Raw genomic sequence first — 14916 nt, forward strand, 5'->3', positions numbered from 1 at the left:
CACAGCCGTTTTTATGGTGTCTAGTGAATCTCGCTAGACACCATACGAGAATTATTATGAAGGTTACAGCGCAACTAGGCCGCATTTCATCAATGTTTCAGTGCAATGTTCGGGTGACATAACCGAGTAGAATAAGTGAGTCTTTATAGTGGTTAAACTAATTTTAATATTTATTTTGTGCGTGGTTAGCACAAACTTAGCATGGGCTAAAAATCAGCTAAATGTTATTACTGCATTAAGCAGTCATGACCCTATGTATAAAGGGTTAGAACGTTTTAAGCTTTTAGTTGAATCTAAAACTAACCAGCAAGTAGAAATACGACTATTTGTTGGTTCACAGCTCGGTAACGATGAAGACATTTTAGAGCAAGCAATGGCTGGAACTAATGTGGCTGTTTTGGTTGATGGCGGTCGTCTGTCTACTTACCAACGAGAAATAGGTATCTTGGGGGCACCTTATTTATTGCAAAATATGTCGCAGTTAGACAAATTGGTTGAATCTAAATTATTTCAATCTTGGGCGGATAAATTACAGAACAAAAATCACCTAAAAGTGCTGGCTTTTAACTGGTGGCAGGGCAGTAGACACCTTTTGACAAACAAAGCAATTGACCAGCCTGAAGATTTAGCTGGCGTGCGAATGCGCACGGTGGGCGCCCCCATTTGGATTGAGTCTATCAAAGCGATGGGCGCAACACCCACACCACTTAGTTTTACCGAGGTTTATAGTGGTTTGCAGCAAAAAGTGTTAGATGCAGCAGAGGCTCAGTACGATGCCATTTACGGTGCTCGCTTATATGAAGTGACCAGCCATATAACCAAAACAAGTCATATTCAGCTTATTTCTGGTTTAGTCACCAGTGCTGGTTGGTTCGACTCACTCACCCCTCAACAACAGTCAATCATAACAGAAAGCGCTGCTATAGCAGGGCGATTTGCGACCCATATTGTGCAGTCAAATGAAAGTCAGATAGAGCAAGAATTACGGCAGCAAGGTTTAACCATCAATAAAATTGATCTTGCATCTTTTGTCGAAGCAACAACATCAGTATATGAGACTTTGGGTTATTCAGAATTGCGCGAGCAAGTTTATGAGGTGTTAAGAGATGAATAAACTTTTTAATCGAATAGACAACGTGGAAAAAATTATTTGTGGCTTATTTTTAGTCGCGATTGTTTTATTAGTGTTTCTAGCGGCGTTGATGCGCTCTTTTTCTTTACCGATTATTTGGTCGGTTGATGTGGCGCAACTGCTATTTGCTTGGTTAAGTATGATTGGTGCCAACTTAGCACTTAGACATTCAAATCATGCAACGGTCGATATTGTTTTCAAGCGGTTTTCGCCCAGTTTGCAACACGTCCTTCGACTCCTATTTAACGTTATTGCATTAGTGATATTAATCACCTTGTTTATTTTTGGTATTGAGCTGTCTTTATTAAACCCAGACAGAACGTTGGGCAGCACAGAGATCCCCTACGCATGGGTAACAACAGCGATTCCAGTTGGCGCCCTGCTAATGACGATTACGATCGTTAGGCAAAGCAGTCAGTTAGTTAAGCAAGGTAGTGGAGATTTATAGTGTTGTATTTAATTCTTTTTTTAGCCCTGTTACTGATTGGTATGCCGCTAGCTTTTAGTTTGTTAGCCGTGGGTTTATCTTATTTTGCGCTGGCCGAACATATTCCTGTTGTAGTGGCCGTGCAGCGTATGGTGGCGTCAAGTCAAAGCTTTCCATTATTAGCCGTGCCTTTCTTTATATTAGCTGGGCACATCATGAATATTTCTGGCATCACACATAGACTTATTCAATTTGCAAATTTGCTCGTTGCTTGGATTGCTGGCGGCTTAGCACATGTAACTATCGTATTAAGCGCACTGATGGGCGGCGTGTCCGGTTCTGCAATCGCTGATGCCGCGATGCAGGCACGTATTTTGGGCAAACCGATGGAAGAATCGGGTCTCCCTAAAGGCTTCAGTGCGGCCGCAATCTGCGTAAGTGCATTAATTACCGCATGTATACCGCCGAGTATCGGTTTGATTTTGTATGGCTACGTTGGCAATGTTTCAATCGGAAAGTTGTTTTTAGCCGGTATTGTACCGGGTGTATTGCTAATGTTTACTTTGATGTTGGTGGCTTACCTAACCGCCAAATTTAAATTTAAACAAAGTCAACAAAGCCTCGCTAAATTACCAAAATTGGCAGAAGTATTCAGCTCTGCTAAAGACTGTATTTGGGCATTGCTTTTTCCGGTTATTTTAATAGTCACAATACGCTTTGGTATTTTTACCCCTTCGGAGGCCGGCGCATTTGCTGTGGTATATGCCTGTGTTATTGGTCGTTTTGTCTACAAAGAATTAAGCTTTAAATCTTTAATGACTTCAGTTTATGAGAGTGTTGATGATATTGGCATGGTAATGCTGATCATTCTGTCTTCAGGGGTGATTGGCTATCTAATCGCTTATGAGCAATTGCCGGTCAGTATGGCGCAAGGTATTCAGGATATCAGCCAAAACCCAGCAATTGTTTTATTAATATGCTTGGTCTTTTTACTTTTTGTCGGCATGTTGATGGAAGGTACAGTGACAGTGTTATTGCTGACACCCATTTTAGTTCCCGTTATTCAGTCGGTTGGAATTGATCCGGTTCATTTTGGCGTATTGATGATGATAGTTGTCACGTTTGGCGGAACCACGCCTCCTGTTGGAGTAGCTATGTATACTGTGTGCAACATCATGAAATGCCCGCTTGAAACCTTCTTAAAAGATGCAGCACCGTTTTATTTGGCTGTCATTGTTTTAGTTGTCTTACTAGCAATGTTCCCATCGCTGGTTATGTTTTTACCTGATACCTTATTTTAGTCGTTTGGAGAGTTTATTATGAAAATCACCGAAGCACGCGTGATTGTTTGTTCACCTGGACGTAACTTTGTCACACTAAAAATTGTCACCGATCAAGGCGTATACGGAATCGGCGATGCAACGCTTAATGGGCGTGAAAAGTCAGTTGTTAGCTTTTTAGAAGACTATGTTATTCCTGCATTAATTGGCAAAGATCCGCAACGCATAGAAGATATATGGCAGTATTTATACCGAGGTGTTTATTGGCGCAGAGGCCCGATCGGTATGACCGCTATCGCGGCCGTTGACATGGCCTTGTGGGACATTAAAGCCAAAATGGCTAATATGCCATTATATCAACTGTTGGGTGGGCGTAGCCGAGATAAAATAATGGTTTATACGCATGCTAATGGTTTAGAGATATCAGACACGGTAGAAGCTGTTGGTAAAGCGATTGAGCAAGGTTATAAAGCGGTACGAGTTCAATCGGGCATTCCGGGTGTTGCCAGCACTTATGGTGTAGCAAAAAAAGGCGAAAAATATGAACCCGCGGATTCAGATTTACCCAAAGAAACCGTTTGGTCGACTGAAAAGTATTTAAACTTTGTGCCAAAGTTATTTGAAGCAATTCGAAACCAATATGGTGATGACGTTCATTTATTACATGATGTACATCATAGGTTAACCCCAATTGAAGCAGCTCGATTAGGCAAATCGTTAGAGCCTTATAACCTTTTCTGGATGGAAGATGCAGTAGCAGCTGAAAACCAAGAAGGCTTTAAACTGGTTCGCCAACATACAACGACTCCAATTGCGGTGGGTGAGGTATTCAACTCAATTCACGATTGCCGAGAACTCATTCAAAATCAATTAATTGACTATATTCGCGCTACACTAGTCCATGCTGGCGGTATTACTCAAGTTCGCAGGATAGCAGATTTAGCCAGCCTGTATCATGTTAGAACCGGTTTCCATGGTGCGACGGATTTATCACCGATCACCATGGGGGCAGCTTTACATTTTGACTACTGGGTTCCGAATTTTGGTATTCAAGAGCATATGCCGCATTCAGAGTTAATGGAATCAGTCTTTACGCGTTCATATGAATTTAAAGATGGCTTTTTTACACCTGGTGAAACCATAGGTCATGGTGTCGATATAGATGAAGCCGAAGCTAAAAAGCATCCATATAAACGTGCTTGTTTGCCCGTTAACCGGCTTGAAGACGGCACACTTTGGAACTGGTAGACACTGAATCAAACCGTATCCCAAATAATGCGACTCGCTAGGCTCTATGAGTCGCTTGTTTAAATAAAGTGGGTCAAGCATAGGGGCAAGCATGGCTCCACGCTTTACCACTGCACACATAAAATCTTGTGTACCCCCGAGATCTTGTCTACCACCACGTAGTACCACTCTCTTTTTCTGGATAATTCGAATCTTGTAATCTGTCTCATCTCAAAATTATCCATTTCACCCCATGTAAGTTTAAATATAAAGATTACGTTTTATATCATTTATAAAACAAACCATTCTCCCAAACCCCTTTTATGCTCAGTACTTTCCGACCGACTTTCGGCCAGAGTAATCAATTAATAGATTAAAATTGTTACAAAAGGTGTAAATAATTTGTTGATATTTATACCTGATTGATGTAATTTACATTTGATTGCTTAGTTTTGCATTTAAAATACACCGGAGAGCAACATGCAAATGAAAACAAAACTGGCTCCAACCAGCATCGCAGTGTTAACCGCACTCACTGTCAATTACGGTTGGGCGGCAGAAGAAAATAACGAAAAAACAAAAGCCGAAGAAGTCGAAACCATAGAAGTCACAGGTTATCGCGGTAGTGTATTAAAATCGATTAACGAAAAACGCAATGCAGGCACAATAGTTGATTCTATATTTGCCGAAGACATTGGTAAAAACACAGACCAAAATATCGCAGATGCGTTATCCCGAGTTACAGGGGTTAGCGTACAAACCGAAGATGGTGAAGGTACGGTCATCTCTGTCCGTGGGGCAGCACCTGATTTAAATAACATTTCACTAAATGGCATTACACTGACCAGTGGTGGAGAAAACCAAGCTGTTGATTTAAGTGTTTTTTCCTCAGATATTTTATCATCAATTAACGTTTATAAAACTTCTAGCGCAGATCATGATGAAGGATCGCTAGGCGCAAACGTGGTATTAAACACAGTCAAACCACTCAATGTTGCCAACGAACGTTTAACCGCTGAACTTCAAGGACGATACAACCAATTTGCAGACGAAACAGATTACAAAGTTTCGGCCTCTATGATAAAAAAATTCTTTGATGATAGATTTGGTGTCGCTCTAACCGTAAGTGATGAAACAGATACCATCAGAAAGGACCAGATTGGAGGTGACTGGCAAACGGCATATCAAGCAGTCGATGTGCGAGCCAACGGTGCGCGAGACCTAGAAGGAAATCTAATCACCGAAGATACAAGAGCGTTAATGCGTAAAACAATGGCTTATGAACTGCATCAGAATGTGCGGGAAAGACAAACGATAAATGCCGGCTTTCAGTTTCTAGCCACTGAAGATACCGACATTCAGTTGGATTTAGCATTCACGAAACAAAAAGTACTCCAAGATAACCATACCATTTCAGTCCGAGCACCAAACCCATCTTCTGCAGAATTTGATAATTTTGCAGAAGATCCGCAACAAGACTGGTGGGTCGTTAATACTGAATCGCATACCCTCGTAAAATATTTAAACCGTCACGGAACAGGCGCATACGGGCGCAACCAAGGTGGAAATGAGACTGACACTAAAACTGCAACACTTAAATTTGAACATTTCTTTACAGATAACTTTAAAGCCAATCTGACGGCAGGTTATTCTCGTTCAGATTACGAAAGTTTGCCAAATTCAAACGTTAACACGGCTAACTGGGGCACATTACCACGCCAAGTTTTAAACAATACGCCATTAGACACTCTCGAACCTGTAGGTTACGACTGCACCGGTGGAGAAAAATGCCAGTTTGTTGTTGCAACCGAAGACTACATTTATGTTCCGGGCGGCATAAATGACAACGAATCAAACATTGCATCCGGCGGTTTTAACCCACTCGATCCTTATGCATCTCACGTTGGCTACGTGGCGCGTTCAGACGATCGCACAACAGATGTCAACAAGAGCGTATATCTTGATTTTGACTGGACAGTAGATATGGCAGGCATCACCAAAATTGAATTTGGTGCAAAAATATCGCAACGAGATAAAGATGTATATAGAGGCTATCAACAGTTTCAAGGCAGTCCTGAAACCGTATTTGATGCAGAAGGTAAACCAATTAACGGGCAAACCACATCTGACATTTTTGTGGTCGATATATTAGATCAGGGATCGTTACCCGTAGATGATTTTATGTCTGATTTAGTAGGTAGTCGTGACGAATACAATGATGATTTTCTAGCAGGTTGGGGGTTGATCAACGCCGACAAAGCATTTGAAGAAATATTCGGCTTGAGTGACTTTTCAATCTCAAACGATGAAAGTGCCAGCCGTAGAATGATTCAAGATAATCATTCACTATACGGTAAATTAAACTTCAGTTACCTAGATGACCGCCTAACAGGTGACATCGGCCTACGGTACGTACACACAGAAGTTGAGTCGCCCAAAGGCTCATCAACCGCCAAGTTTTTTGATGGTGATCGAATTTTTGCCGGTCATGAATTAATCGCAAATGGATTGTTTGATGATACAAACGACGCTTGTCCGCCAAATCAAAACGGAAATAGATTAATTCGCATTGACGGTACTTACGTACTCTCAGAAGGTGAGATATTTATCGAAGACCCAAATGCGGGAGGTCAAGGAGACGGTGTTAAAGAAGGGGCAGGAACACCAATCGATAACTATTATCCTTGTTATGATACTAATTTAGCCATAATCACCAATGGTGAGGATAACACAATAACGCAATATCTAAGTCCAGAGGAAGCCCTTGCTAAAGGATGGAATGGTAGAAGTTGGTGGCAAAACTACAGACATACAGATACCTCAACACAACGTCGCTTCGACGATGGTAGAGAGCAACGGTATTATCAAAGCCAAGGTTATTCAGAAAACGATATGTGGTTACCAAGCCTAAACCTGAACTATTTGGTGAGCAACGAAGTCATTGCACGTTTTGCCGTTTCAAAAACAATGGCGCGACCAAGATTCGACGACTTGCGCCCAAACTGGCAATACAACGAGGATGTGTGGGGCGAGTTTAGTCGGTTGTCTGCACCTAATCCCAACCTAGAGCCATTGAAATCAACTAACTTAGATCTATCGTTAGAATGGTATTTTGACAAAACTGGCCAGATTTCATTGGCCGCATTTAATAAAGATATGACAGATTTCCCTGAAGAAGTCGAAAGTCGTTTTTATATCAGAGATTTACGCCGAGACTATGACGTTGAGCAAGTCGACTTGGAAGATCTACTCATTTCAAAGAGTGTTGATCTACTACCCGGCCAGGATTACCAAATGCGCGATGGGTTAACTGTACAATGTATGCCAGATCGAATCGTACAAGATAAACTGCAAGACAGTTTCAATTTAGGGTGCGAAGATGTCAGAGTCTCAGCTTTGCGCAATGGTAAAAGCGCATATACTCGAGGGATCGAATTTACCTATAGACAAACTTATGATTTCCTTCCTGGTGCATTATCCGGTGTTGGAACCAATGTTAACTATACATTCCAAGATTCAGAATCCGAAGCCGAGTCTTTTGAATTGGCGGGCATAGCTACAGGCGTTAAATTACAAGCACTCCCTCAACGATACACGCCAAGACATACGCTAAATACGGCAATATACTGGGAAAAATTTGGCCATAGTTTAAAACTAACTCATCGCTTTAACACGATGCAACTTGTCGCTCGCGGAGACGAGGGTGGGGTGTTATGGCAAGACGATCGTGAAACACTTGACTTCTCAGCCGTCTACAAATTGAACAAGCATGTTTCATTTACCTTTAATGCTCTAAACATAACGGATGACACTGTAAGAACATTTTTCACCAGTTCAGACATGGATCTCGGTTTAACTGACGAAAATGGCATTGCAATACCGTTTGATGAAGGTAATCCAATGACAGACAGCAGTGTTGATACCAGCCGCACAGTCGCAGAGTCCCAGCTTGGCCGACGCTATCGTGTAGGTGTTCGAGTCAATTTCTAAGAGCAGAATTATAAGGTGAATATTATGAAACTCGTAAATTTAAAAAATTTGACCGCATTGCTTGCCGTTACTGCCCTTTCTGCATGCGGCGACAATGAACTTGGCAAACCGGTCGATGATACTAAAATACCAGCCGTAACAGTAGATAATCCAGTATTGACACTTGAAGTAGGTGAAACGTCAGGTAAAAACAGAATAAGCTTACTGCAGGGTGTAGAAAACAGCTATACACAAAACGATGTGTACGTTGTTAAATTCAAACATGAATTCGAGGTGGATGAGGAAGGAATCAAATTAGATTCTGAGCCAGTTCTCCCGTCTGGTGCCATTACTAAACAAGCGGAAGATGTCATTATCGACGCATCCGCTTGGTTAGACATACTCGAATTTGAAGAAAGTGTCGAGTATGAATTTAGCTACAAATTGGATAACGGTTCATCAGAGCAAATCGAACGGGTATTAATCGTTCGAGTATTGGGTGAAGAAGTAAAAGCTGAACAAATCGATATTCATGCCAATGACAACGCAGAAGTGCCAGTTGGTAGTACAATTCAGCTGACAACAGTTGTTTCGCCTGCTAATACAACATTCCCTGAACTCACTTGGGTCAGTAGCGATAGCAGTAAAGCCACTGTAGATGATCAGGGGATGATCACCGGTGTAGCGCAAGGTAGCGTCACAATATCCGCCACCAGTAAAGACGGTGATGTAACCGCCACTAGAGATCTAATGATCGTCACTGATTCTGACAAACCGATCGGCGTTGAGATTTCAAAAGACAACCAACAAATCGACATGTTGACCGTAGAGCAGGGACAAGCTATTCAGCTAACCGCAGACGTTTTGTTTCAAAACAAAACAGCACAGTCTGACGATTCAGTAAGCTGGACAAGTTATAACCCTGAGTTTTTCTCAGTGAATGCAAGTGGTTTAGTGCAAGGCTTAAAAGTCTTAAATAGTGGTACTTTAGACGTACGTACGAATGATCAAGGTTATTCAGACAAAGTCTCGGTTAAAGTGACACCAAGTAAAAACTTATTATTTAACCACAATTATAGCTTTGAGTCGGGCGAACTTTCACCTTGGATTAAATATTGGGAAAATATTGAAGGTTCAACTTATGCCCCAGTGAAGCTGCAGCATACAGCGGGCAATATGGTTTACATTTAAAATCAGATGGTAGCAAAAACTTAGGGATTACTTTAGGTGTAAGTGAAGCGCCGCAAGTTTTAGGCTCCGGCGATGGTAAAATTTATCGTTTAAGCTTTAAACTAAAAGCAAACGCAGGCAATGTGAATGGCTGGTTCCGTGCGGTCGCGCAAGGCTACTGGGCAACGCGTTGGGAGAGTTGGTTTGGTTATGATGCAGCTTTGGCCGATGCAAACGGTTGGCAAACCATCGTCATAGAAAAACCGTCAAACGATTGGAGCGGTCAATCGTCACCGGGTCGATTTGATTTTTACCTCAACAAAAATACCAATCAAGATGTGTACATTGATGACCTTCGCTTAGAAGTTATTGAAGACGCACAATAGGCTTAAAAACCACCTGTTCAGGCAGGTGGTTTTCTTCCTTTCCTTATAAAATCTGCTGGCGAGCAAACGATGAAAACCAAAATCTTAATCGCAGGCGGTGGAACAGCAGGGTGGGTTACTGCAGCTGTTCTTTGCAAAGGATTACCGCAATCACACTATCAAATTGAATTAATAGACTCTGAGGAAATTGCACCAGTGGGCGTTGGCGAAGCCAGCATTCCGCCGATATTGCAGTGGTTGTCTTATCTTGAAGTCAGTAGCGATGAATTTATCAATCAAACAGCCGGTAGTTACAAATACGGCATTGAATTTTGCGATTGGGGCGAAATAAATCAACGATATATGCATGCTTTTGGCAGCCTAGGTACACACTACAAACAAACAGAATTTAGCAAACTCTGGCTGGCGTATGCACAAAAACTGGGATTAAAAAATCTAATCCCTTTTTCACCTACAGCGGTTGCTGCGTACAAAAACAAGTTTAGCGAGCCGGTAGAGCCGACTCATAAAAATCCAGAATTATACTACCCATTATCGCACCTGCATTATGCATTTCATTTTGATGCGGGCAAACTCGCCAATTATTTAAAAACGTATGCGCTCAGGTTGGGCTGCCAATGGCATCCAGAAACCATTGAGCATGTGCAAACTCAGGGCAAACAAGTCAAAGCTTTAATTCTGAAATCAGGGCGTCTGGTCAAAGCAGACTATTTTGTTGATTGCACAGGACAAAATGGGTTGATCAGTAAACAAGCGCTACAGGGTAAATTTAATGATTGGTCAGATATATTGCCTTGTGATCGCGCTATCGTCCTCTCGACCCCAGCAATAAAACCTATTCCGCCATATACAAAATCTATGGCCATGTCAGCTGGCTGGCGCTGGCAGATACCGCTGGCAAATAGAACCGGCAATGGATATGTCTATAGCAGTCAATTTATCAGCGATGGTGATGCCAAAACCGAATTTGCCAAAGCTTTACAGGCATCAGATGAACAAATCGACTTAATGCGCAGCCTGTCATTTCAAACCGGGTTTCTGTCACAAGCATGGCAAGGCAATTGTATTGCACAAGGTTTAGCGGCCGGATTTGCCGAGCCGTTAGAGTCAACCAGTATCCATCTGATTTATAAATACGCGATAGAGCTTAAAAACGCCTTTATTTACGGTACAGATATGCAACAAGAAGCCAATCGTTTTAATCGAAAATTTACGCAGGATATGCTGGATATTCGAGATTTTTTAATGGCTCATTATATTGTCACACAACGCAGTGACTCTGAATTTTGGCGCACGCGACAAACAGTAAAAATACCGCCAAGCTTAACGAAAAAACTAAATGAATTTAGCCAGTTGGGTGAAATAACGCTAAAACCGGGCACGCTGTTTAGTTATTACAGCTGGTTTCAGATTTTAATAGGGCAGGGTTTTCTTGCTAACCAGAACAAACACCCGATACAAATTGATACCCAAGGTTTGCCAGACCTGCAAACCGCCCATCAATTTTTTACCTCAGTTTATCAAGCAATTGATATAGAAACCGAATCCCTGCATTCGCACGCATCTTATCTGCGAAAAACCCAATGTAACCATTAATCATCCAATGAAAAATAAAGGAACGCAACGCATGCAAACCTACAAACTAAAATACAGTGCTCTGGCGATTGCCGGTTTATTGGCATTTCAAGCGCAAGCTAACAACAGTACTGAAATAAAAATATACCCTAAAAACAAACTATTTATTGGCGATGTATCTGATTTACAGCGTAATAAATTTTTTAATATCCATAGCTCACCCAATGACCCGGCGATGCAGGATATAGAGCGCGACTATATTTTAAACGAACTGAACGCCAGTTTTGGCCGCTCGTTTTCAAGCCCCTTTAATAAAAATATGGGCAGCAACTACCCGGATACGCAAAGCGTGATGCAAAGTGGTGCACAAAACCTGCAAAACTACGCTAAGTTCCCGTTTGCTGGCTACGACGTTTCTCGTCAAGTAATGACAGAACATCCCTATAACATGATTGTTGAGGGTAACGATCCGGTTGCAGGCGCAAGGTTTGTTGCTGACTATTTTCAATACAACTTTGATGACACAAATCGGCCCGGTTTTTATGAGCCGATGAATGAACCGTTTGTCCATGCTCATGAATTTGTCGACGGTCCGTGGGATAATAGCAATAACGAAGCCATGCAACGCCATATGGCTAAATGGTTTGCAGAAATAGGCCGTGAATTTGACGCACGCGAGATCCCCGTGCAAGTCGTCGGTTTTTCATCTGCTTGGCCTTCGTTAGAGCTCGATAATTTTAATCATTGGGAAACCCGCATGAAAATGTTTATGGACACCGCGGGCGAAGTTATGGATGGTATTGCTTTTCACTTATACGATGGAGTAAATGTAACAGGACAAGATAACCTGCGCTCAGGCAGTAATGCTGAAGCGATAATGGATTTACAGGAAACTTACAGCCAATTAAGTTTTAATAAAGTTATCCCACATGCGGTGACTGAATATGGTGGTATTGTAAAAGGATTTCCAGATGAATACAGTGCCGCTAAAAGCTCACAAGAGCTGAGATCATATAATCATTTATTATTCAGTTTATTGGCACGCGAAGACCGCTTATTAACCTCAATTCCGTTTATTACAGGCACAGCACAGTGGTACTATCAGGCCAATAATTTTAACCCGTATTCTGCAACGATATACAGACCAGACCCGGATAAAATCAAAAACGGTAAAGTAAATGGCTTTTTAGAAACCGAAAAAGCCAAATTTTATAAACTATGGGCCGATGTAAAAGGCTACCGGATCGATTTTAGCGAACAAGACCCAGATTTAGCGACGCAAGTTTTCGCATACGGTCATAAACTATATGTTTGTTTAAATAACTTCGATAGTGCCAGCAAAGCTGTAAATTTAAACTTTATGCAGAATTTAGGCGCAACGGCCGTGCGCATCAAACGGTTAGACGTGCCGTATGGTGAAGCCGCCAATTATTCTGACCAAACGCAAGTCACAATACCAACTTCGTTTACCCTAAACCCAGACGAAACCTTAATAGCCGAATATCAATTAGCGCAACCTTTGGATATTCAGCAACAAATACACAGAAATACCTATTACGCAGATACACACTTGCAGCCAATTAGTGCCAATCAAACGCTCCGCTTTAATTTTAATCATGTTGAGGCTGCATACGATAACCGCAAGTTAACCCATTGGGTGGCAAGCCAGGTGAATATTGCAGATCTGCCGGCAGACAAGCCACACCCCAACCCAGATAAACTTTATCCAAACCTCATTAAAAAATATCAGAAAAAGCTAGATAAGCTTAAAGATGCTTCTGCCAATAGCAAAGAATCACAAAAGTTAATGAGTCAGCTCTTACATCAGCCACACATGAACAATGCGCTAAAATATCAAGTTGCCAATACAGGCTTCAGCCAGCCTGGATATGAAGCTGTTTTAAGAATGAGCATTAGCCGTAAACATGATAAAAACAAACAACCGTACGTCAGCATTAATGGTTTTGCATTAAGCGTACCTAATAATTGGGCCGGACATGATCAGGCCAACCGTGACGACTTTTTTGGCGCGATAGAAATTCCGGTGCCGTCAGAATACCTCACAACCAACAATCAGGTGGATATTCGATTCGATGACGACCAAGGCTTTGTCAGTTCTGTCATTTTAGAAGTTGAATCGCAAAAAGCACATCAAGTGACATTAACAGAGCAGATTAAATTATCGCAAAATGATATAGTATTAAACAAAAATGATGTCAAACGTATTCGCGCGCAAGTTTTACCAGCGACAGCCAGCAATAAAAGTTTGGTCTGGTCAACAAGCAACAGTACTGTAGCAACTGTTGATGATTCAGGGTTAATCACAGCGGTTGCACCGGGTTATGTGCAAATTGGCGTGCAATCTGTAGATGGTGCGACTCAAACTCAGATTAATGTTGAAATACGCGATCAACTCACTGCACGTAATACGGTCACCTTCACCCAAGCTATTTCACAATTGCCCGAAACAGACACCATTAACGTTGAAATAGAATATCAAAATGACAAAACACGTGATTTAGTACTGGCACTGTATGATAGCCAAAACCGCTTTGTGAAAGATTCACGTACCGCACTACCGGCAGGGCAGGGCGTTCAAAACATTCAACTTACGTTAGATTCAGCTTTGATGGGTGGCGAACAGGTTAGATTATTGGCTTCATTACGCGCAACAGGTGGCGACTGGCGCACCACCATTGATAGTCACGACATTAAAAATATTACAGTGATAGCCGATGAACAGCCAGACACCGATCCTAGTCAGTTGCTTGCCGCTTTAAACGCCGATTTTGAAATGGGAGATTTGACACACTGGCAACATACATGGGACAGCACGGGCGATGTTTTTGTCTCAGCCGATAGTACACAAACTTCCAATTATTCGGCACAGATAGATACCAGCAACGGAAAAGTCGGCTTAGTAATTGGGGACAACCTACCCATGCAAGCAGGCAAAAAATATAAAGTATCATTCTCAGTTCGAAAAACGGCAGGTAGCGGCTGGGGCGGCGGTTTTGTCCAACTGGTGAATAATGAAAATGGTTGGGTTGGCAGCCCGCAAGGTCCATGGTTTGGCACCAGCAGTAATGGCGACTGGATACATTTTGAAAAAGAAATTGACGGTGCAGATTGGCCACAAAACGGAACTCAATTACAAATCGTTTTTGGCACAGCTCACCACGCGTGGGAATTGGACAATGTAAAATTGCAGGATATAACACCAGACAGCAATTTATTAGCGCCCGTTAATGCAGATTTTGAAAATGCCGAACTATCCCCATGGATTGCCTATTGGGAAAACGATGCCTCGAGCCAGCTATTAATTACAGATGGTGCGGCGACAACGGGTAATTACGTATTAAATATACTGTCTGATGGTACAAAAAATACAGGTATTACGTTACCGCCTGAGGTTACTCCGCAGCAAATGGGCTTAAATGATAATGCGCAATATCAAATCAGTTTTAATGTACGCTCACTCAATGGAAATGTTTCAGGCTGGTTTAGAAGTGTCGCACAAGGCGCTTGGGCAAACCGGATTGAATCTTGGTTTGATGCAGGGCATGAGTGGAAAGAGGTGAGTTTTATTCGAGATGCCGTCGATTGGACAGCTAATCAAAATAACGCGCGCATCGACCTATACTTCAATGCCAATTCCAGTACTCATATCAATGGCATCAATGTTGAAATTGATAACGTGCGCATTGAAAAAATTGAGCCATGATTGAGAATAATTAGACTCAAACCAAT

The 14916-nt window shown here is 42.0% G+C and carries 9 protein-coding genes; all 9 read left to right on the top strand.

The features are described 5' to 3' along the window. Positions 1-181: 181 nt before the first annotated feature. The gene (locus tag FNT16_RS18780; protein WP_281281924.1) at positions 182-1114 is read left to right on the top strand and encodes a C4-dicarboxylate TRAP transporter substrate-binding protein; all 933 of its coding nucleotides are present in this window, start codon (positions 182-184) and stop codon (positions 1112-1114) included. Further along, positions 1107-1580, top strand: coding sequence for a TRAP transporter small permease (locus FNT16_RS18785; RefSeq protein ID WP_143873413.1), 474 nt, complete (start codon positions 1107-1109; stop codon positions 1578-1580). Before FNT16_RS18780 ends, FNT16_RS18785 begins: the two co-directional genes overlap by 8 nt. Then, positions 1580-2860 carry a TRAP transporter large permease gene (locus FNT16_RS18790; protein ID WP_221935105.1) on the top strand — a complete coding sequence of 427 codons (1281 nt, stop codon included), beginning with the start codon at positions 1580-1582 and terminating at the stop codon, positions 2858-2860. The genes FNT16_RS18785 and FNT16_RS18790 overlap by 1 nt, the downstream gene beginning before the upstream one ends. Before the next feature lie 18 nt (positions 2861-2878). Continuing rightward, on the top strand, positions 2879-4087 hold the full coding sequence (gene manD / locus FNT16_RS18795) for a D-mannonate dehydratase ManD (RefSeq protein ID WP_143873417.1): 1209 nt from the start codon (positions 2879-2881) through the stop codon (positions 4085-4087). A 459-nt stretch (positions 4088-4546) separates the two neighbouring features. Further along, a complete protein-coding gene (locus FNT16_RS18800) occupies positions 4547-8056 on the top strand; it encodes a TonB-dependent receptor (protein WP_143873419.1) in 3510 nt (1169 codons plus the stop codon). Positions 8057-8080: 24 nt separating this feature from the next. Next, positions 8081-9226: an Ig-like domain-containing protein gene (locus FNT16_RS18805; RefSeq protein WP_143873421.1), complete on the top strand. Its 1146-nt coding sequence runs from the start codon at positions 8081-8083 to the stop codon at positions 9224-9226. Positions 9227-9348: 122 nt separating this feature from the next. Beyond that, positions 9349-9591 (top strand): hypothetical protein, encoded by a 243-nt coding sequence (locus FNT16_RS18810; protein ID WP_143873422.1) that lies wholly within the window; start codon positions 9349-9351, stop codon positions 9589-9591. 69 nt (positions 9592-9660) lie between these two features. Further along, positions 9661-11187, top strand: a complete 1527-nt coding sequence (locus FNT16_RS18815) for a tryptophan halogenase family protein (protein WP_143873424.1) — start codon at positions 9661-9663, stop codon at positions 11185-11187. A 31-nt stretch (positions 11188-11218) separates the two neighbouring features. Next, the gene (locus FNT16_RS18820; protein ID WP_143873426.1) at positions 11219-14890 is read left to right on the top strand and encodes a carbohydrate binding domain-containing protein; all 3672 of its coding nucleotides are present in this window, start codon (positions 11219-11221) and stop codon (positions 14888-14890) included. Positions 14891-14916: the final 26 nt, after the last annotated feature.

The organism is Catenovulum sediminis (assembly GCF_007289895.1).
GTDB lineage: Bacteria > Pseudomonadota > Gammaproteobacteria > Enterobacterales > Alteromonadaceae > Catenovulum > Catenovulum sediminis.